This is a genomic window from Haemophilus sp. SZY H36, from assembly GCF_018829625.1.
GTDB lineage: Bacteria > Pseudomonadota > Gammaproteobacteria > Enterobacterales > Pasteurellaceae > Haemophilus > Haemophilus haemolyticus_K.
Window position 1 is genome coordinate 78,604 of sequence record NZ_JAHKKA010000002.1, and the last position, 20,058, is coordinate 98,661.

20 protein-coding genes and 1 tRNA gene are annotated in these 20,058 nt (G+C 37.5%); 6 read left to right on the forward strand and 15 right to left on the reverse strand.

Features of this window, described 5'->3' with window-relative positions; all coding sequences use genetic code 11:
• Window positions 1–90 precede the first annotated feature (90 nt).
• From lipA to KP713_RS04120, 10 genes are all read right to left on the reverse strand, one after another.
• Window positions 91–1,053: a lipoyl synthase gene (gene lipA, locus KP713_RS04075; RefSeq protein ID WP_005628755.1), complete on the reverse strand. Its 963-nt coding sequence runs from the start codon at window positions 1,051–1,053 to the stop codon at window positions 91–93.
• A 51-nt stretch (window positions 1,054–1,104) separates the two neighbouring features.
• Entirely contained in the window at window positions 1,105–1,743 is a 639-nt protein-coding gene (gene lipB, locus KP713_RS04080; RefSeq protein ID WP_065265271.1) for a lipoyl(octanoyl) transferase LipB, read from the reverse strand.
• Between the two features lies 1 nt (window position 1,744).
• Window positions 1,745–2,023 (reverse strand): DUF493 family protein YbeD, encoded by a 279-nt coding sequence (gene ybeD, locus KP713_RS04085; protein WP_005646399.1) that lies wholly within the window; start codon window positions 2,021–2,023, stop codon window positions 1,745–1,747.
• 103 nt (window positions 2,024–2,126) lie between these two features.
• The gene (locus KP713_RS04090; protein WP_215769937.1) at window positions 2,127–3,308 is read right to left on the reverse strand and encodes a D-alanyl-D-alanine carboxypeptidase family protein; all 1,182 of its coding nucleotides are present in this window, start codon (window positions 3,306–3,308) and stop codon (window positions 2,127–2,129) included.
• Between the two features lie 19 nt (window positions 3,309–3,327).
• Window positions 3,328–4,185 (reverse strand): septal ring lytic transglycosylase RlpA family protein, encoded by an 858-nt coding sequence (locus KP713_RS04095; protein WP_204713706.1) that lies wholly within the window; start codon window positions 4,183–4,185, stop codon window positions 3,328–3,330.
• Window positions 4,186–4,236: 51 nt separating this feature from the next.
• A complete protein-coding gene (gene rodA / locus KP713_RS04100; RefSeq protein WP_215769938.1) occupies window positions 4,237–5,352 on the reverse strand; it encodes a rod shape-determining protein RodA in 1,116 nt (371 codons plus the stop codon).
• Window positions 5,342–7,297, reverse strand: coding sequence for a penicillin-binding protein 2 (gene mrdA / locus KP713_RS04105; RefSeq protein WP_215769939.1), 1,956 nt, complete (start codon window positions 7,295–7,297; stop codon window positions 5,342–5,344). The genes rodA and mrdA overlap by 11 nt, the downstream gene beginning before the upstream one ends.
• 20 nt (window positions 7,298–7,317) lie before the next feature.
• Window positions 7,318–7,785, reverse strand: coding sequence for a 23S rRNA (pseudouridine(1915)-N(3))-methyltransferase RlmH (rlmH, locus tag KP713_RS04110; protein ID WP_005649848.1), 468 nt, complete (start codon window positions 7,783–7,785; stop codon window positions 7,318–7,320).
• A gap of 53 nt (window positions 7,786–7,838) precedes the next feature.
• Window positions 7,839–8,147: a ribosome silencing factor gene (rsfS, locus tag KP713_RS04115; protein ID WP_005635481.1), complete on the reverse strand. Its 309-nt coding sequence runs from the start codon at window positions 8,145–8,147 to the stop codon at window positions 7,839–7,841.
• Between the two features lie 125 nt (window positions 8,148–8,272).
• Window positions 8,273–9,928, reverse strand: coding sequence for a putative transporter (locus KP713_RS04120; protein WP_215769940.1), 1,656 nt, complete (start codon window positions 9,926–9,928; stop codon window positions 8,273–8,275).
• Window positions 9,929–10,132: 204 nt separating this feature from the next.
• Here KP713_RS04120 and KP713_RS04125 point away from each other — a divergent pair, with 204 nt between their 5' ends.
• The 4 genes from KP713_RS04125 (at window position 10,133) to mreD (ending at window position 14,723) form a co-directional block, all read left to right on the forward strand.
• The gene (locus KP713_RS04125; RefSeq protein WP_215769941.1) at window positions 10,133–11,911 is read left to right on the forward strand and encodes an ABC transporter ATP-binding protein/permease; all 1,779 of its coding nucleotides are present in this window, start codon (window positions 10,133–10,135) and stop codon (window positions 11,909–11,911) included.
• A 133-nt stretch (window positions 11,912–12,044) separates the two neighbouring features.
• A complete protein-coding gene (locus tag KP713_RS04130; RefSeq protein ID WP_005637582.1) occupies window positions 12,045–13,100 on the forward strand; it encodes a rod shape-determining protein in 1,056 nt (351 codons plus the stop codon).
• 79 nt (window positions 13,101–13,179) lie between these two features.
• A complete protein-coding gene (mreC, locus tag KP713_RS04135; RefSeq protein WP_140526807.1) occupies window positions 13,180–14,235 on the forward strand; it encodes a rod shape-determining protein MreC in 1,056 nt (351 codons plus the stop codon).
• Entirely contained in the window at window positions 14,235–14,723 is a 489-nt protein-coding gene (gene mreD, locus KP713_RS04140) for a rod shape-determining protein MreD (RefSeq protein WP_215769942.1), read from the forward strand. Before mreC ends, mreD begins: the two co-directional genes overlap by 1 nt.
• Window positions 14,724–14,774: 51 nt before the next feature.
• Here the strand turns inward: mreD and KP713_RS04145 are convergent, their stop codons facing one another.
• The 5 genes from KP713_RS04145 to KP713_RS04165 are packed head-to-tail and all read right to left on the reverse strand — an operon-like array spanning window position 14,775 to window position 18,872.
• The gene (locus KP713_RS04145) at window positions 14,775–15,551 is read right to left on the reverse strand and encodes a TIGR01619 family protein (protein ID WP_140526802.1); all 777 of its coding nucleotides are present in this window, start codon (window positions 15,549–15,551) and stop codon (window positions 14,775–14,777) included.
• A gap of 9 nt (window positions 15,552–15,560) precedes the next feature.
• Complete coding sequence (xthA, locus tag KP713_RS04150; RefSeq protein ID WP_140534373.1) at window positions 15,561–16,364, reverse strand: exodeoxyribonuclease III; 804 nt, start codon at window positions 16,362–16,364, stop codon at window positions 15,561–15,563.
• A 47-nt stretch (window positions 16,365–16,411) separates the two neighbouring features.
• Window positions 16,412–17,086, reverse strand: a complete 675-nt coding sequence (locus KP713_RS04155; RefSeq protein WP_215769943.1) for a TIGR01621 family pseudouridine synthase — start codon at window positions 17,084–17,086, stop codon at window positions 16,412–16,414.
• Window positions 17,086–18,150 (reverse strand): YcjF family protein, encoded by a 1,065-nt coding sequence (locus KP713_RS04160; protein WP_009766793.1) that lies wholly within the window; start codon window positions 18,148–18,150, stop codon window positions 17,086–17,088. Before KP713_RS04160 ends, KP713_RS04155 begins: the two co-directional genes overlap by 1 nt.
• Window positions 18,151–18,209: 59 nt before the next feature.
• Window positions 18,210–18,872, reverse strand: coding sequence for a Bax inhibitor-1/YccA family membrane protein (locus KP713_RS04165; protein WP_215769944.1), 663 nt, complete (start codon window positions 18,870–18,872; stop codon window positions 18,210–18,212).
• Between the two features lie 180 nt (window positions 18,873–19,052).
• On the opposite strand from KP713_RS04165, the gene KP713_RS04170 reads away from it, so the two are divergent.
• Window positions 19,053–19,142: transfer RNA gene (locus tag KP713_RS04170), tRNA-Ser, on the forward strand.
• Between the two features lie 177 nt (window positions 19,143–19,319).
• Window positions 19,320–20,057 carry a hypothetical protein gene (locus KP713_RS04175; RefSeq protein WP_065265284.1) on the forward strand — a complete coding sequence of 246 codons (738 nt, stop codon included), beginning with the start codon at window positions 19,320–19,322 and terminating at the stop codon, window positions 20,055–20,057.
• Window position 20,058: the final 1 nt, after the last annotated feature.

Consider the following 20,058-nt stretch of genomic DNA (forward strand, 5'->3'; position numbering starts at 1 on the left):
GCTAGTAAATATTCGGTGAAAAAAATATCAAAAATAAACCGCACTTTTGTGACATGCCAAAAGTGCGGTTTAATTCAGCGCAATTTTTAATTACTTCACCAATCCACCACTGGCTTGTAAATCAGCATGATAAGAAGAGCGAACAAATGGCCCACAAGCCGCATGTTCAAAGCCCATTTCATTGGCTTTTTCACGGAATTCATCAAATTCAGCTGGCGGTACATAACGGGCCACTGGCAAATGATGGCGGCTAGGTTGAAGATATTGCCCCAACGTGAGCATTGTCACACCGTTATCACGTAAATCTTGCATGACTTGTAAAATTTCCTCGTTGGTTTCTCCTAATCCCACCATTAAACCAGATTTAGTTGGGATATTCGGGAACATTTCTTTAAATTCACGCAATAATTTAAGTGACCATTCGTAATCTGCTCCAGGACGAATCTCTTTATATAGGCGCGGGACGTTTTCTAAATTATGGTTAAAGACATCTGGCGGATTATCTTTTAATTTTTCCAATGCCTGTGTAATGCGACCACGGAAATCAGGCACTAAAATTTCAATCTTAATGTTAGGATTAAGTTCGCGCACCGCTTTTACACATTCAGCAAAGTGACCTGCACCACGATCAGGCAAATCATCGCGATCCACCGATGTAATCACCACATATTTAAGTTTCATATCTTGGATAGTTTCAGCTAATTTTTGTGGCTCTTCAGGATCTGGCGGTAATGGTTTCCCATGCGCAACATCACAGAACGGACAACGGCGCGTGCAAATTGCGCCTAAAATCATAAAAGTTGCTGTTCCATGATTAAAACATTCGTGTAAATTTGGACAAGATGCTTCTTCACACACGGAATGTAAACCATGACGACGCATTCCATTTTTGATGCTTTCAATTTTAAGTGAATTTGCTGGAAGTTTAATTTTCATCCATTCTGGCTTTTTTAATAGCTCTTGGTTTGGATCAATATTTTTAACTGGAATAATCGACGTTTTTGCCGCATCGCGATATTTTACACCGCGTTCCATTTTGAAAGGCGTTGACATAAGCGTTCCTAAATAAAAATGCCCAAACCGGGCATTTTTGATCATTAAATATTACAAATTTGTTACATTATAGCCTAAAAGCTCAGCAAAGTGTTTAATTAATTTTGGTGAAACCTTATCGCAATTAGCTTCATCCTGATTAACAAAATCTGCCAATTGACACATTTCAAGACCAGCATAGCCGCATGGATTAATATAATGAAATGGATTCAGATCCATATTGATATTCAATGCTAACCCGTGAAAAGAGCAACCACGACGAATACGCAGTCCAAGAGAACAAATCTTTTTTCCATCCACATACACGCCTGGTGCATCAGGTTTTGGATAACTTTCAATGCTATATTCAGCTAAAGTTTTTACCACCGTTTGTTCAAGTGCGGTAACTAATTGACGTACATTTAAATTCTCATGACGCCTAATATCAATGAGCACATACATCACTTGCTGACCGGGTGCATGATAGGTTATCTGCCCACCACGATCGGACTGCACCACAGGTATTTCACTACGTTGTAAAAGATGTTCAGGTTTACCTGCTTGCCCTTGAGTAAATACAGGGGGATGTTGCACCAACCAAATTTCGTCTTGCGTTTCCACGGTGCGGCTATCTGTAAAATTCTGCATTTTATGCCAAATTTCTTGATAATCTTGCAACCCTAACTGACGAACGATAAGGGAATTATTCATGCTAGATAACCATTTTTACGCCTTCAACTTTAGCAAGTTCTTTATAAAGTGTTTCTACCTGCTCAAAGTTTTCAGCAATAATGTCGATTGAAACCGAATTATAGGTACCTTTACTACTCCGTTTTTCCTTAGGAATATAATCGCCTTTAACATATTTTTGGACGACCTGAATTAGATCTTGCGCTAACCCCTCGCGATTAATTCCAGCAACTTTAAATGTCATTTTTGCTGGAAATTCCATTAATTCTTTAAGTTTTGCGTAATCGTTTTCTGTTGTCATATCATTTCCCAATAATAAAAATGATGTGTGGATGGTACACTACCCACACATTACGAATGCCTCAGTTAAAAATGAAAAAAGTGCGGTAAGTTTCTGGCATATTTTATGCAAATAAGCCTTTTACAGTGAGCACGAGCCAATCCCAAGCTTTTCCGAAAATACTCGCTTCGCCCACTTCATCCATCACTTGTAAGTTTACCGCTGCAATATCTTTACCTTCTAATTGATAAATGACTTTACCAACGACTTGTCCTTTTGCTAAAGGCGCTTGTAAGTTTTTACTTTCTAACTCATATCGAGCTTTAAGCTCATTTTGTTTACCTTTCGGAACAGTGATAAAACTATCTTGTAAGGTTCCTAATTTCACACTACCTTTATTACCATAATAAACAGGTTGTTCTGAAACTTCTTTGCCTGCCTCTAAAGTTTTAAATGTTTCGAAATTAGCAAAGCCCCATTGTAAAAGTTTTTTACTTTCTACTTCACGACCTTTGTAAGTTGGAACACCCATTACTACAGAAATTAAACGCATATTGTTTGGTGTAGTCGCTGAGGCAACTAAGTTATATCCTGCTTGGCTAATATGGCCTGTTTTCATTCCATCAACATTGATGGTTTTATCCCATAATAGGCCATTACGGTTAGGTTGTTTGATTTTATTAAATGTAAAATCTTTTTCTGAGTAAATTTTATATTCTTCAGGTAAATCACGAATAATATGTGCTCCAATAAGCGCCATATCACGAGCAGAAGAATATTGATTAGGATCGTCTAAACCATGCGGCGTAGTGAAATTTGTATTTTTCAAACCAAATTGTTGAACATATTTGTTCATTGTTTCTACAAAGTTCGGTACATTGCCAGAAATATGTTCAGCCAATGCCACTGTTGCATCATTACCGGATACAACAATCACACCACGATTCAAATCTGCTACAGATACTTGTGTATTTAAATCTAAAAACATTTTTGATGAGTCAGGGAAATTACGCCCCCACGCACTCTGACCAATAGTTACCATATCGGTATTGTGAATTTTACCCTGTTTTAAAGCGCTCCCTACCACATAACTTGTCATCATTTTTGTTAATGATGCAGGATATTGACGCTGATCCGGATTAAGTGCGGTTAGAATCGCACCTGAATTATAATCCATCAATACATAAGTTTGCGCTGTAATCTGTGGTGGTGTTATGCCATATTGGATATCTTCTGCAGAAGCAGAAAAAGTTACACTTGCCACTAATCCTGATAAAATTAAAATTCTTGTTGTTTTCGTTAACATAATGCATTCCTACAATAACTTAGTTTTTATATGTATAAACAATTAATGGCTTATTGCTCACCATTTTTTGTAATTGGCTTCTAACCTGAGTCAGTTGTTCCTTATTATCAAAAGGTCCAATATGAATTTCATACTTACTTCCAGCACGATTGACTTCAGTTTTCACATTTTCCAAAGATAATTGTGTGATCAACTTATCAGCCTGACTACGTGAAGTTAGCTCAAGCATTTTTAATCTATAACTATCTTTTTCAGAGATATTTTTTGCGGCTGTCTGGCTGACTAATATATTTTTATTTAATCCCAAACGTTCTGCAGCCTCTTTTGTTTTAGCATGCATTGCTAAAGTTTTGGTTGCAGCCCCTGACAATTGTCCATTTTTCGCTACATGTAAAGCCTCAATTCTTACTTGTCCTGTTCCTCGAGCAATTAACCCTAATTCCTTAGCCGCCGCATGAGAAAGATCAATTAAACGTTTATCACTAAAAGGTCCTCGATCATTAATACGTACAATCACTTTTCGATTATTATGTAAATTCGTCACCAAGGCATAAGAATTGATTGGAAGCGTTTTATGTGCTGCAGTAAATAGAGATGAATTATAAATATCTCCGCTTGCAGTTTTGTTTCCGTTAAACTTTAAATGATAATAACTAGCTAAGCCCTCTTTACTGTAATTTTTTGCTTCATCAGCATCTTTTGTTGTATATATTTTTCCTTTCACAGAATACGTATTGGGAGCGGGAACAGTCGTAGCAATAGATAATTTATCGCCTTGAATACCATACATTTTCTGAGGATCCGCTTGTGATGGAAAAGTCGTCACTAATACAAAAAATGCAAGTGCGGTTAAATTTAATAACATTTTTAATTTCATACGTCTCTCATTCTTTTATTTCATACTTATATAAGAAAAGCAAAAATGAAATTAGTTCCCTTTCATAAATTTGCTCTTATGTGTGTGAATTGACATAAGCAATCCAAAACTTGCCATAATCGCGACATATGACGTCCCGCCATAACTAAATAATGGCAAGGGAACACCTACTACAGGCAAAATACCACTTACCATTCCAATATTCACAAACACATATACAAAGAAAATTAGCGTCGTTGCGCCTGCTAAAATACGACCAAAAGAAGTTTGCGCATTTACAGCAATCATTAAACCTCGCACTATAATAAACATATAGATTACCATTAAAATGAGGAAACCGATCATCCCATGTTCTTCACCCATTACCGCAAAAATAAAATCGGTATGAGGCTCTGGTAGAAACTCAAGTTGAGATTGCGTTCCTTGCATCCAGCCTTTTCCCCAAACCCCTCCTGAACCAATCGCAATTTTTGATTGTAAAATATGATAGCCCGCTCCTAAGGGATCTTTTTCTGGATCAAGCAATGTCAGAACTCGAGTTCGTTGATAATCATGCATCAAATAAAGCCACATAATTGGTATAAATCCCGCCAATCCAACAACTGCAACTAAAATTATCCACCAACTCATCCCTGCTAAAAATACTACAAATAAACCTGAGGCACTCACTAATATTGAAGTCCCCAAATCAGGTTGAATCGCGACCAACAATGTTGGTACCATAATCATCGCTATCGCTATAAACGTTTCACTCAATTTAGGAGGAATCGGACGATTTCCTAAATAAACGGCAACCATTAAAGGTACTGCAAGCTTCACAATTTCAGAGGGTTGGAAACGAATAAAACCAAGATCGAGCCAACGTTGAGCTCCTTTACTTGTCGTACCAATCGCATCCACTAAAACTAACATTGCAAATCCAATTAGATATAAATATGGCGCAATACGTTGATAAAACTTAGGTGGAAATTGCGCGATAATCAGCATGACCATAAATCCAAGCATCACCTGTATAATACGGTTTTGGAACATGGTTTCACTCGCACCAGTGGCGCTATAAAGCACAAGCATGCCATAGGCTGTTATTGCAACTAAGCCAATAAAAAGCCAAAAATCAATATGCAAACGTTGCCATACACGCAACCAGAAAGGGATTTTATCTTCCATTTATCTGCTCGCCCTCTTGTGGTAAATCTTCTTTTTGCTGAATATTTGCATTATATTTTTCAACTTGTGGTAAACGCTGATTTAAATAGTAATCCATCACTTTACGCGCTAACGGTGCGGCATTACTTGAACCACCGCCTGCATTCTCTAAAATAACTGTCACAACCAATCTAGGGTTTTCATAAGGTGCATATGCGGTAAACCATGCGTGATCGTGCAATTCTTTTTTCAATCCAGCCGCATTGTATTTTTCATTTTCTTTGAGACTAAAAACTTGTGCCGTACCAGACTTACCCGCAACTCTATAATTAGCACCGGCAAATGCCTTTCGTCCAGTGCCTGCAGCAGAATTAACAACATTATACATTCCACGTTTTGCTGCATCCCAATAATTTTGTTTTGGCTCACTAATATCAGGATAAATCAATGGATCTTTATAAGGTGATAATTCCGCACCTTCAATAGCTTTCATTAAATGTGGTGTATTTACTTTACCGTTATTGACTAATATTGCTGTTGCTTTTGCTACTTGTAACGGCGTAGCAGTCCAATAACCTTGCCCAATACCAACTGAAATCGTATCACCCAATACCCAAGGACGTTTATAGCGTTTTTGTTTCCATTCACGACTTGGCATATTGGCAGCCGCTTCTTCCTGAATTTCAATGCCTGTTGGCATGCCGAAACCAAAGCGTTTCATCCATTCCGAAAGACGGTCTATCCCCATATTATGAGCAACTTGATAAAAATAAGTATCGGATGATTCTGTAATCGCCTTATTTAAATCCGTATAGCCATGACCTGATTTTTTCCAATCGCGAAAACGTTTTGAGGTATTCGGTAAAATCCAATAACCTGGGTCAAAAATGGTTGTATTTTGCGTAATCACATTTTCAGTTTGTGCGGCTACGGAAATAAAAGGTTTCACTGTAGAAGCGGGGGGATATACACCCTGTGTAGCCCGGCTATACAATGGACGAGCTGGATCATTTAATAAACGTTTATAATCTTCAGATGAAATGCCATCCACAAAAAGATTATTATCATAACTCGGTGTCGAGACCATTGCTAACACGCCACTATCTTTTGGATCTAGAACAATAATTGCACCTTTTTGCCCAGATAAAAGCTCCGTAATATAGCGTTGTAATTCTAAATCAATGGTGAGATGAATACTTTTTCCTGCTACAGCTGGTTGTTCTCGTAATTTACGAATTATCTTTCCACGGTTATTAATTTCAACCTCTTCAAATCCCGTTACACCATGTAAACTATCTTCATAATAACGCTCAATACCTAATTTTCCCATATCACTCGTTCCCGAGTAATTAGCAAATTTTTCCTCTTTTTTCAGGCGATCTACATCTTTATCATTAATTTTTCCCACATAACCTAAAATATGCGTCATAATCTCGCCATATAAATAATAGCGTTTGAAATAAGGACGTACATCTAAACTCGGATACTGATAGCCACTCACTGCAAAACGTGCGATTTGTTCCTCTGTTAAATTCGGTTTCAATAAAATAGGCGTGTAACGAGTTCCTCGGCGACGTTCCTTTTTAAAATTTTCAATGTCATTATCCGTTAATCCCACAATGTAGCGTAATTCATCTAAAGTGCGGTCTAAATTTTCAGTTTTTTCCGGCACAATGTATAAACCAAAAAAAGTAAGATTTTCGGCTAATAATTTACCGTAACGATCATAGATTAAGCCACGCGTTGGAGGTAAAGGTAATAATTTAATTCGGTTACCATTAGAACGCGTTTGGTAAGTATCGAAATTAACAATCTGTAGCTGATAAATATTGGCGAATAACACACCTGTTAGTAGCAAAATCCCCAAAAAAGCCACTAAAGTTCGGCGTGCAAAAAGGTTACGCTCCGCTTTTTTATCGCGGAACGGTTCATGAGTTGGCGTATTGAAGAATCTTTTTAAATTCATCTGACTAAAATGAGGATTTACTATTCTCGGTGATAAGGATGATTAGTCGTGAGCGACCACGCACGATATAAACTTTCAGCCACCACAACACGAACAAGCGGGTGAGGTAATGTCAATGGTGAAAGCGACCAGCTTTGCTCTGCAGCAGCTTTACATTCAGGTGAAAGTCCCTCTGGCCCACCGATCAACAAACATACATCACGACCATCATTTTTCCACGCTTCTAATTGCTCTGCTAACTGTGGTGTGGTCCAAGGTTTACCTGGAATATCTAACGTCACGACTTTGCCTTTTCCACAGGCGGCTAACATCGCCTTACCTTCTTGCTCTAAAATACGTTTAATATCAGCATTTTTTCCACGCTTACCTGCTGGGATTTCAATCAGTTCAAAAGGCATATCTTTTGGGAAACGGCGTTGATATTCCTCAAAACCCGTTGTAACCCAAGAAGGCATTTTTGTTCCGACAGCAATTAACGTGATTTTCACAAGTCATCCTTATCTAAAAAGTGCGGTTATTTTTCACCTCACTTTACTAAAATTTACGCCCAAAGTTTCTCTAATTGATACATTTCACGCGCGTCACGTTGCATGATATGTACGATTGCTTGACCAAGATCCACCACAATCCAATCTGCAGTATTTTTACCTTCTTCACCAAAAGTTTCAAAACCTGCTTTTTTACATTCTGTAATTAAATTATCTGCCATTGCAGAAACTTGGCGGCTCGATGTACCCGTGCAAATAATCATATTATCCGTAATTGATGATTTTCCACGTACATCAAAATGTACAATATCTGTTCCTTTTAACCCATCTAAGGTTTCCATCAAAAATTCAACTAATGCCATTTTGTTCTCGCTTCGCAATAAAAGTGCGAGATTCTATCATTGAATACCCTCTCGCGCAAAATCCACACAAAAAATAAGCGCGAAATTAACCGCGCTTTTGTTTGTATAAATTGAACTTATTTTGGCTATGCTGCCCATAATAATACAGCCAATAACTGCGGCGACATTATCCGCAAGAACATCACCAATGGATACACAGTGGCATAAGAAAGTGCAGCCGCACCGTTATCTTCTTTAATTTCATTAGCAAATGCTAAAGCTGGAGGATCTGTCATGGAACCGGCAAGTAAACCACAGATTATAAGGTAATTCAGTTTGCCATATAGACGAGCTAAAATACCGGTAATCATTAATGGAATAAAGGTGATAAAAATACCGTATCCCATCCATTCAAGACCTGAGCCATTCAACAAGGTATCAAAGAAACTTCCGCCTGATTTTAAACCTACCACAGCCAAGAAAAGAACAATCCCTATTTCACGTAATGCCAAGTTAGCACTAGGTGGCATAAACCAGTAAAGTTTACCAATCGTACCAATTCTCGCTAAGATCAACGCAACTACTAATGGTCCGCCAGCAAGTCCTAATTTTAACGCGACAGGGAAACCGGGAATATAGAATGGAATCGAACCAACTAGCACCCCTAAGCCAATACCGATAAAAACAGGTAGCATTTGAACTTGAAGTAATTTTTGTTGTGCATTACCAATTACGGAAATAGCTTTGTTTAGCACATCAGTATGTCCCACCATATGAAGTACGTCACCAAATTGCAAGGTTGTATTCGCTGTTGGCACTAATTCAATACCGGCACGATTCAATCTAGAGATCACCACACCATATTTTTGATGAATACCCAAAGTGCGGATCTTTTTACCCAAGACTTTTTCATTAGTAACCACAACTCGTTCGGCACGAATCTCTCCACTATAAGAGGATGTTGGCGCATCTACCTCATGACCAATAATCAAACGCATTTTGGCAAGCGAATTATCATCCCCAACTAGTTGTAAAATATCGTTGGTACGAATCTCAGTACTTGCCTTTGGAACGATTTCCATATCATCGCGTTTTAAACGTGAACATACGACTTCTTCATCACTAAATCCTGGAATTTGAATTAACGTAAGACCATCCAGATTTTGGTTCGTCACTTTTAAAGAAATATTGTGTAAACTTTCTTTTTCTTGACCGCTCTCTGCATTAAAACGAGCGGCTTCATCGTCCACTTTGACTTTAAAAAATAAGCGTATTAACCACATTGCAAGCAAAATACCACAAATCCCGAATGGATAAGCCATCGCATAAGACATCCCCATTGTCACTGTAGTTTGTTGCACACCAAGTTCAGTCAAAATTTGCTGACCGGCACCAAGGGCTGGCGTGTTAGTTACCGCCCCAGCATAAATACCAAGTGCAATATCTAACGGAACATCCGCGACCTTATGCACGATCACCGCAGCAACAGAACCTAGTACAACGATTAAAATGGCAAAAGCATTGAGTTTTAGACCTGATTTTCGTAAAGATGCAAAAAAACCAGGCCCAACTTGGATCCCAATCGTATAAACGAACAGAATCAGACCAAATTCCTGCACAAAATGCAGCGTACGCGCATCTAGTTGCAAGCCATATTGATTGGTGAAATGAGCCACAATGATGCCGCCAAACAGCACACCACCGATGCCAAGCCCAACCCCACGGATCTTCCAATGCCCGATCCATAAACCGATTACGGCAACGAGGGCAAGAAGACTAATCGTGATTGCAATATCACTCATATTGACCCCTTAAAAATGGAATTCAACTCTTTTGGATTATATCCAAGTTGTTTTTTGAAAACCTCAACCAAACTCAAAAAATGCTACGTTCGTCACATTTTTTCTTGCGAAATTGAGCATAGACTCTACAATACCGAAAGTTTTGCCCCTTTTACAAAAAGTGCGGTTATTTTTTACCGCACTTTTATCTCGGATGGAATATTTATGGATTACGGCCAAGAAGCCATTACTTCTCTTATTTGGATTTTACAAACGCTAGCTATCACCTCAGTCGTCTTTAGTTTTGGCATTTTTCTTTTGGTACGTTTTACCCAATGGGGAAAACAATTTTGGATGTTTGCAGGTGGCTATCTTTCACCTAAACGCAACATAAAACCTATCCTATTCTTTCTGCTTATTGTTGCGATGACATTACTCAGTGTGCGTATCAGCCTTGTACATTCTGAGTGGTACAAAAATATGTACACATCATTGCAAGAATTTAATGAACATGTATTTTGGCAACAAATGGGCTTGTTCTGCGTCATTGCCGCAAGTTCTGTTTCTGCGGCATTAGTAAGCTATTATTTAGAGCAACGTTTCGTCATCAACTGGATTGAGTGGCTTAACGAACAGCTTGTTGATAAATGGATGGCACACCGAGCCTATTACAAAACACAGTATTTATCAGAAAACCTAGATAACCCCGATCAACGTATTCAACAAGATGTCCAATCTTATGTAAAAACCACGCTTTCTTTAAGCACTGGAGTCATTGATGCGGTCACCTCGATGATCTCTTACACGATTTTGTTATGGGGATTAGCGGGTCCAATGATGGTACTTGGCGTGGAAATTCCACATATGATGGTGTTCTTAGTGTTTGGCTATGTCATTTTCACTAGCCTCATTGCATTTTGGCTCGGTCGTCCATTAATCTCTTTGAATTTTATTAATGAACGCTTAAACGCAAACTATCGTTATTCTTTAATTCGCATAAAAGAATATGCCGAAAGCATTGCTTTTTATGCAGGTGAAAAGGTAGAAAAAAATCAGCTTTATCAACAATTCAATTCTGTCATCCATAACATGTGGGTAATCGTATTTAGAACACTAAAATTTTCAGGATTTAACTTAGTTGTAAGTCAAGTGTCTGTTGTTTTTCCGTTGTTAATTCAAGTTGGACGTTACTTTGAAAAACAAATAAAACTCGGTGATTTAATGCAAACTTTACAAGTATTTGGAAAATTGCACAGCAATCTTTCATTTTTCCGTAATACTTACGATAGTTTTGCTGGGTATAAAGCGACACTCGATCGTTTAACTGGTTTCAGCTATGCCATTGAAATGGTTAATCATGAATCGCAAACACAAATACACAATCACCCTACAGATGTGATTTTCAAAAACTTAAGTGTTAAAAATCCATTAGGTCACACACTGGTAGAAAATCTCAACATTACGCTACCGCAAGGAAGTAGTTTACTCATTCAAGGAAAATCTGGTGCAGGAAAAACGACACTTTTACGAACAATCGCTGGACTCTGGAGCTACGCAGAAGGTGAAGTGAGTTGCCCAACAAACAGTCAACTTTTCTTATCGCAAAAACCCTATGTGCCACAAGGAAATTTGATTTCAGCATTAACTTATCCCAATAAGCCAGACAATATTTCACATACACAAGCGATAGAAATATTAAATAAAGTGCAACTAGGACATCTGGCTGAACAATTAGAAAAAGAACTAGACTGGACGCGTATTCTTTCGCTTGGTGAGCAACAGCGTTTAGCATTTGCGCGTTTGATTCTACACAAACCTGCCGTAGCCTTCTTAGATGAAGCCACCGCAAGCATGGATGAAGGTTTAGAATTTGCGATGTATCAACTATTAAAACAAGAGCTACCAAAAACCACGCTAATCAGTGTTGGCCACCGTTCAACCCTGAAAGCTTTACATCAGCAACAGCTGACTCTGCAAGATAAAGGCCAGTGGCAACTGATGTAAAAAACACGAAAAACAACTGTAATTTCAACACATTTTTTGGTACATTTAGCACAATTTTTTGCGTGCTTGGCGATGAGATAATTTCACATTTTCAGCCAAGCAAAATTAACTCTGATTTTAGAATAGGATAATTATGTTATTTAAAAAAATTCGTGGACTTTTTTCAAACGATCTTTCTATCGACTTAGGTACTGCAAACACGTTAATTTATGTGAAAGGTCAAGGTATTGTCTTAGATGAGCCTTCGGTTGTTGCAATTCGACAAGACCGTGTTGGTTCACTAAAAAGCATCGCGGCTGTAGGTAAAGAAGCGAAATTAATGCTTGGGCGTACACCAAAAAGTATCGCTGCTATTCGCCCAATGAAAGATGGCGTAATCGCAGATTTCTTTGTTACAGAAAAAATGTTGCAATACTTTATCAAACAAGTTCACAGCGGTAATTTTATGCGCCCAAGCCCTCGTGTACTTGTCTGTGTGCCTGCTGGTGCAACACAAGTAGAACGTCGTGCAATTAAAGAATCCGCAATCGGTGCTGGTGCGCGTGAAGTATATTTAATTGAAGAACCAATGGCAGCCGCAATCGGCGCTAAATTACCTGTTTCTACTGCAGTTGGTTCTATGGTAATTGATATCGGTGGTGGTACAACTGAAGTCGCTGTTATTTCCTTAAATGGTATCGTATATTCTTCTTCAGTTCGTATCGGTGGTGACCGTTTTGATGAAGCGATCATTTCTTATGTTCGCCGCACTTTTGGTTCTGTTATCGGTGAACCTACTGCTGAACGCATTAAACAAGAAATTGGTACAGCCTACATTCAAGAAGGTGATGAAATTAAAGAAATGGAAGTGCATGGTCATAATCTTGCTGAAGGTGCGCCTCGTTCATTCACCTTAACCTCACGTGATGTGTTAGAAGCTATTCAACAGCCCTTAAATGGTATTGTTGCAGCCGTTCGAACCGCACTTGAAGAATGTCAGCCAGAACATGCAGCAGACATTTTTGAACGTGGTATGGTATTAACTGGTGGTGGTGCACTACTACGCAATATCGATATTCTCCTTTCTAAAGAATCGGGAGTGCCAGTCATCATTGCTGAAGATCCATTAACCTGTGTTGCTCGCGGTGGTGGTGAAGCGTTAGAAATGATCGATATGCACGGTGGCGACATTTTTAGTGACGAAATTTAATTTAGACCAAAAATAAAAAGTGCGGTTAAAAATGACCGCACTTTTCCTTTTAATCTTTTATCTCAACGTAGGACGCTTAATGAAGCCTATTTTCGGTAAAGCCCCCCCGCTTGGCATTCGATTATTATTAGCTGTAGCGGCTTCCCTTTCTTTAATCTTAGCTGATGGTCAAACGAATTCCATGACTAAAGCGCGCAGTGCTATGGAAACTGCAGTAGGTGGTCTATATTATCTTGCCAATAGCCCTCGTACCGTATTAGATGGGGTATCAGATAATTTAGTAGATACCAGTAAATTACAAATCGAAAATAAAGTGTTACGCGAACAATTACGTGAAAAAAATGCAGATTTACTCCTACTAGATCAACTCAAAGTCGAGAATCAGCGTTTACGTTTATTGTTAAACTCCCCTTTACGCACAGATGAATACAAAAAGATTGCAGAAATTTTAACTGCAGAAACAGATATTTATCGTCAACAAATTGTTATTAACCAAGGCAAAAAAGACGGTGCTTATGTTGGTCAGCCTGTAATTGATGAAAAAGGCGTTATTGGTCAAATTATTTCTGTGGGCGAGAACACGAGCCGAGTACTACTCTTAACTGATGTCACTCATTCTATTCCAGTACAAGTTCTACGTAACGATGTTCGCGTCATTGCGAGTGGTACAGGGCATACCGATGAGCTAACTCTTGATAATGTACCTCGTTCTGTGGATATTGAAAAAGGTGACTTACTTGTAACGTCTGGTCTTGGTGGTCGTTTCCTTGAAGGCTATCCAGTAGCGATTGTACAAAGCGTTTCGCGCGATGGTTCCAATTACTTTGCGACGGTCAAAGCTAAACCTCTCGCTGCCCTTGAACGCTTACGCTATGTATTACTACTTTGGCCAAGCAATTTAGATATGTCTAAAGTAAAATCTATGTCTCCAGAAGAAGTGCGTAATTTAGTGCAAAAACGTTTAGAAAGCCAAGCGAATGAAGCTGATTATAAAGTAAAAAAAGCCCCATTAACAGACGATAATCTTCAAGAAAATAAGGATAAATCAACGGTTGAACCTGAAATTCCAACCGATGCACCGCAAAATGAAGAAGCTGTACCGTCAGAACAACAAGAACATAGGGAAGAAGATTAATGCAAACTCGCTTTATTTTACAATGGCTCACAATTTTAAGCTTCTTTGTCGTGGCATTAGTGCTAGAACTCGCACCCTGGCCACTTGGTTTTCAGGCATTTAAGCCAGCTTGGTTAATTCTCGTTTTACTTTACTGGGTTCTGGCTATTCCAAATAAAATCAGTATTGGATGGGCATTTTTATTAGGACTTGTATGGGATTTAATCCTAGGTTCCACATTGGGTATTCATGCCCTAGTCCTTTCTGTGACAATTTATTTTGTAGCAAAAAACTATCTGGTACTCAGAAATTTATCGCTTTGGTTTCAAAGTCTTTTAGTGATTGCGTTTGTGTTTATTGTTAGATTATCTATTTTTTTAGTCGAATTTTCCCTGCATACCGCATTTTTTAACTGGCAAGAAATCTTTGGCGCATTGGCCTCAGGAATATTATGGCCATGGGTATTTTTATTAATGCGTAAAATGCGCCGAAAAGTTAAATTACATTAAAAAAGAGAGATAAATATCTCTCTTTTTTATGAGTTGTGAATGTACAAACACCTAATTCAACTGCTTGTTCACATCCATTAAAGAATCACATTCCCAGCCAATATACTCTCCCGAAAATTGACCAGCAAGTTTTTCAAAACGTTCTACTTGTTCAAAAATTTCACCATTATCTAATGAAATTTCTTGCTCTAATTTCACCAAGAAATAAGGCTCATCATCTTCATTAAACTGAATCGCTTGCGCAGAATATTGTAATGTCGTGAAAGAATAATCCCCTAAACTAAGCTCATCCATAAAAGGAAACATTTTTTCTTCTTCATCAAAATGAAAACTATGTTCTACCAGATAGGTATCACTTAAATTACGACCTTTATTTTTCAATAAATCAAGCAACTCTTCCGTTGCATTTAACTTAATCTCTAATGGTGAAGCGAGCAAAAAGTCAAAATAAGTATCCCAACTTAAATCCTTTTGCACATTAATATCTTTAACAAAATCAATTTGTTGTAAAGTTTCTACAACAAGATTTTCATGCTCACAGTAAAAATGCATTTTAGCTTGGGAATTACAAATAAAATGTCCCGCAAAAAATACATTCGGAAGTGCGGTTAATTGCGCCAGAATTTTAAATACCCGATTAATTAACTTATCGTATTCAACTTCTGAAGGCAAACCGGTTTCATCATCTGCTTTATAAGCGATAGTGAATTGCACTATTTTATCGAGATCTTTACCGTGATATTTTTCAACATCTTCAATATTTGCAGTAAACACGGCAGGCATACCATTCACGGTAGAACGATAATTCTGCCAATTTGCCATATCCATTTCGCTTTCCTATTTAAATTCAGCCCAAATCGGTGCGTGATCAGAAGGTTTTTCCATTGCTCGAATATCCAACGCAATGCCCACATCGACACAGCGTTCAGCTAATTTTTGACTTACTAAAATATGATCAATTCGTAAACCTCGATTATCATCAAAACCTTTAGAACGGTAATCAAACCACGAGAATTTATCATTTGCTGTCGGGTTCAGCTTACGGAAACTATCTTCTAATCCGTAATCGTACAAACGTTGATACCACTCTCTTTCTTCTGGTAAGAAAGAACATTTACCTGTGCGTAACCAACGTTTACGATTTTCATCTCCGATACCAATATCTAAATCACTTGGACTAATATTCATATCACCCATAATTAAAATAGGATTCGATTTGTCGTGTTCTTTTTCTAAATACTGTTGAAGATCTGCATAAAATTTCTCTTTAGCTGGAAATTTAGTCTCGTGTGCACGGCTTTCCCCTTGAGGGAAATAGCCATTAATTACGGTCAATAAACCAAAATCAGTTTCAAGATCAGCCATAATAATGCGTTTTTGCGCATCTTCATTGTCTGTTGGAAAACCACGACGAACCGCTTTAGGTTCTTGTTTAGTCAATAATGCTACGCCATAGTGACCTTTCTGTCCGTGATGAAATACGTGATAACCTAAGTTTTCTGTAATTTCATAAGGAAAAGCCTCATCAGCGACTTTAATTTCTTGCAAGCCGATTACATCTGGCTGATATCTTTCAATAATGGCTTCAAGTTGATGTGGGCGAGCACGTAAACCATTTATATTAAAAGAGATAAATTTCATTTTTGTTCCTATTAAAGAGTAAAATTGTCTTTATTATACAGAGATTTCTATTTTGATAAAAACGGCTTTGCCAGATAAGCCTTTATTTGCTCAAACACACTGGATTTAATCCAAAATTGACCTTGAGAGGGTAAACAAGTTACTGAAATAAAATCATTCAAATAATCAAATTCCAATTGGGCAGCATGCAAATAAGTGCGGTCAATTTTTTCAGTGTTTTTAGCATAAAGTCCATCACCCAAAATCGGACTACCTAAACTTTTCATCGCAACACGTAATTGATGCGTTTTCCCTGTTTGTGGTTTTAAAATAAATAAACGTAAATTAGGCTCACAGCTTACACTTTCAAAACGCGTAATTGCGGGGTTTTCTTTTGTTTGACAAAGTTTCCATGCGCCATCTCGAGCTTTCTTCATATCCCCGATAATCAAACCTTGTTTCTTTTTAGGCTTTTGGTTACTTAATGCCAAATAAGTTTTATGAATTTTGTGTTCAGAAAAAAGTCGTGAAAATTCAGCCGCACTTTCAGTATTCAATGCCAAAATCAATAAACCCGATGTAACTTTATCCAAGCGATGAACTAACCAGACTTGAGGCACATTCAGTTGTTTTGCAACAAGTTCTGTTAAACCTTGTTCTGCTTGATCTTTATGAACGCTAATACCTTCCGGCTTGTTGATAATAATAAAATCGCTATGTTGATAAACAACCTCGATTTTCATCAGACTTGCTCCTTTTTGTAAATTTTATTTTTACCGAGAACAATATCTTTCACCGAGCTAAGTAATTCCTGTTGAATATGTGAGAGCTTTGGTTTTTCATTTAATTGAAATGCTAATGGGCGACAAAGCTCCATTGCTTTCACGCCTAATCTAGCAGTGAGCAATCCCACGCCGATTCCTTGAGCTATGCGCGCAGAAAGTTTTGCTGTTACATCTTGAGAAAGCCAATCCATTCCAATATCTTGTGCCACTTCGGTTGCTCCAGCAAAAGCAATATTGACCAATACCATTCTTAACAATCGAATACGTGAAAAATACCCTAATTCAATTCCATAAATCTCAGCAATCTTATTCATTAATCGAAGATTTCTCCACACAATAAAAAACATATCCACCACAGCAAGTGGACTAATCGCAACAATCACCGCTGATTCAGCGGCCATTTTACTAATCAATTTTTTAGCTTGTGAATCAAAAGAAGACAAAACATTACGGCTGAATAAATGCGTAATTTCTTGCGCTGAATAAGCTTCATTTAATTGGTGTTGCCATTGAATTACCTCTGAAGAATCATTTTCCAAACGTAGCGATTTTGCAATATCTAAGCAAAGAACTTTACTTTTTTCTGCGTTATGAACAGAAAAAACATCGCCATTTTTTACCGCACTTTCTAACCAAATCTGCTGACTTTGTTGTTGCAATTGCTCACGTTTTTTTAAACAAACTAAACGTCGCCACTCACCAATAATCTCTTTAATCCCCAATAAAATGACAATTAAACTGACTAAAGCAAAAGCAAGATAAATCCATTGATGTTGTTGATAGCTATCCCAAATCCACTGCACGGATTGCGCAACTGTCGCTGCACCAAATAAAAGTGCGGTAAATTTTAATAAAGTTTTTCCAAAACCTGATTTTGGTTTCAATGCCTGTTCAAGCTGAGCATCAAGTAATTCCCCTTCCAAGGGTTCATCCAGCTTTGTTTCTACATGATGAAACTCTTGCTTAGGCTGATATTGTTCTTCCTCAACGTTGACTGCGTGTTCAAAAATTTGTTTTTCCATTGCCTATTCCAAAAAATAACCCCACTGAAAAGTGGGGTCACAACGTTAAAATTCAATCATTATTCATCGCTTGAGAAAATAGAAAGTAATCTTAATAAACTCAAGAATAAATTGTAGATTGAAACATAAATATTCACGGTTGCGCGAATGTAATTCGTTTCACCACCATGGATGATATTACTCGTTTCATACAAAATAGTCATTGTAGAGAACACAACAAATAATGCACTAATTGCGACTGATAATGCAGGAATTTGGAAGAAGAAACTCGCCACCATACCAAGCAATAGCACAATAAATAATGCAAACATTGCGCTTGATAAGAATGACATATCTTTTTTCGTAGTTAACACATAAGCTGAACATGCGAAGAACACAATTGCAGTTCCTGCGAATGCAAGCATAATCAAATCTTCCATTCCACGTGCCACATACATATTTAAAATTGGCCCGATGGTGTATCCCATAAATCCAGTGAAAGCAAAGGCAGCCAAAATACCAGTAGGGCGATCAGCTAATTTATTGGTTAAGAAAAGTAAGCCATAAAAACCCACTAGTAACACAATAATATTTGGATAGGGCAAGTTTAGACTCATTGAAATAAACGCAACAACAGCCGAAAATGCCATTGTTAATCCCAGTAAAAAATACGTGTTACGCAACACTCTATGTGTGCTGAGTAACGATTCTTGTTGAGCATCCACAATAAGACGTGATTGCATAAAAACTCCTTGTAAAATAAGTAAAAAGTCTTCAGTAAAGTAAGGGCTAGGGATAAAAAAGTCAATGGTATTAATGGAATTAATTTCATCAAAATGAATAAATTATCATCATCTAAAGTTAAATCATCAAATTTCTATTTACATCAATAAAATATTCATTATACTACGCCCATCAATCACGGAGGAATGGTCGAGTGGTTGAAGGCACCGGTCTTGAAAACCGGCGAGGGTTTACGCCCTCCTAGGGTTCGAATCCCTATTCCTCCGCCATCAGAATTGAATAATCCCTAAGTCGAAAGGCTTAGGGATTTTTACATTTCGTAAGCCATCTTTTCGCCTGTAAGCTTGATTATAGTTTAAGATAAACGAATATGGTAATTTTTACAATTTAAGACAATCCCAAACAAACCCTGTATAATCACCACATATTTTTATAGAGAACACCCCATGCAAATCAACTTTACCCACATATTACAAGATAGTTGGAATTTTTTTAGAAACCAACAAAAAGTCATGTTTCAATTTGTCTTAATTTTATTTATTTCACAAAATGTAGGAGCACTATTAAGCTCCCCACTCAATAATGAATCCCATAGTAATTTAAGTGAACTAGCCAATATAAATATTGAAAACATAGCCTTTTCTATTGTTATCACACAACTTTTAACAAGTTTTATCTCTGCATGGGGACTCATTTCAATCCATAGTATTAGCCAGCAAAACTACCAAACTTTAACTAAAGCGTTTACTCTCGCATTACGTCGTTTTCTTGGTGTTATTGTACTTAATTTACTCATGACAGCCCCAATGCTACTTGGATTAAGTGAGGCATTCGCTGCATTATTAACAAAATCCTCTCCATCAATAATATCACTTATCGCAATGCTCGTAGGAATATGGTTCTTTGTACGCTTAAATTTAACTGCAGTACACTACCTTTCAACCCAAGATGATATAAAACAAACAATCCAAAAAATTTGGATTAAAGGAAGTTCTCGTAAGAATGTATTATTTATTTATACACTATTGGTTTATTTCCTAGCTCCTATCCTAGTTTTCCAACTTACTACATTTTCAAATAATGTATTATTTGATATGGTAATCAGCATCCTTAGCGCCGTATTAAATGTTTTTATGTTAGTAATAACTTATCGCTTTTATAGTTTATTTATAAAGGAAGAATAAA

Coding starts and splice junctions, on each gene's coding strand:
- lipA (WP_005628755.1), bottom strand. CDS start 1,053: ATGTCAACGCCTTTCAAAATGGAACGCGGTGTAAAATATCGCGATGCG.
- lipB (WP_065265271.1), bottom strand. CDS start 1,743: ATGAATAATTCCCTTATCGTTCGTCAGTTAGGGTTGCAAGATTATCAA.
- ybeD (WP_005646399.1), bottom strand. CDS start 2,023: ATGACAACAGAAAACGATTACGCAAAACTTAAAGAATTAATGGAATTT.
- KP713_RS04090 (WP_215769937.1), bottom strand. CDS start 3,308: ATGTTAACGAAAACAACAAGAATTTTAATTTTATCAGGATTAGTGGCA.
- KP713_RS04095 (WP_204713706.1), bottom strand. CDS start 4,185: ATGAAATTAAAAATGTTATTAAATTTAACCGCACTTGCATTTTTTGTA.
- rodA (WP_215769938.1), bottom strand. CDS start 5,352: ATGGAAGATAAAATCCCTTTCTGGTTGCGTGTATGGCAACGTTTGCAT.
- mrdA (WP_215769939.1), bottom strand. CDS start 7,297: ATGAATTTAAAAAGATTCTTCAATACGCCAACTCATGAACCGTTCCGC.
- rsfS (WP_005635481.1), bottom strand. CDS start 8,147: ATGGCATTAGTTGAATTTTTGATGGAAACCTTAGATGGGTTAAAAGGA.
- KP713_RS04120 (WP_215769940.1), bottom strand. CDS start 9,928: ATGAGTGATATTGCAATCACGATTAGTCTTCTTGCCCTCGTTGCCGTA.
- KP713_RS04125 (WP_215769941.1), top strand. CDS start 10,133: ATGGATTACGGCCAAGAAGCCATTACTTCTCTTATTTGGATTTTACAA.
- KP713_RS04130 (WP_005637582.1), top strand. CDS start 12,045: ATGTTATTTAAAAAAATTCGTGGACTTTTTTCAAACGATCTTTCTATC.
- mreC (WP_140526807.1), top strand. CDS start 13,180: ATGAAGCCTATTTTCGGTAAAGCCCCCCCGCTTGGCATTCGATTATTA.
- mreD (WP_215769942.1), top strand. CDS start 14,235: ATGCAAACTCGCTTTATTTTACAATGGCTCACAATTTTAAGCTTCTTT.
- KP713_RS04145 (WP_140526802.1), bottom strand. CDS start 15,551: ATGGATATGGCAAATTGGCAGAATTATCGTTCTACCGTGAATGGTATG.
- xthA (WP_140534373.1), bottom strand. CDS start 16,364: ATGAAATTTATCTCTTTTAATATAAATGGTTTACGTGCTCGCCCACAT.
- KP713_RS04155 (WP_215769943.1), bottom strand. CDS start 17,086: ATGAAAATCGAGGTTGTTTATCAACATAGCGATTTTATTATTATCAAC.
- KP713_RS04160 (WP_009766793.1), bottom strand. CDS start 18,150: ATGGAAAAACAAATTTTTGAACACGCAGTCAACGTTGAGGAAGAACAA.
- KP713_RS04165 (WP_215769944.1), bottom strand. CDS start 18,872: ATGCAATCACGTCTTATTGTGGATGCTCAACAAGAATCGTTACTCAGC.
- KP713_RS04175 (WP_065265284.1), top strand. CDS start 19,320: ATGCAAATCAACTTTACCCACATATTACAAGATAGTTGGAATTTTTTT.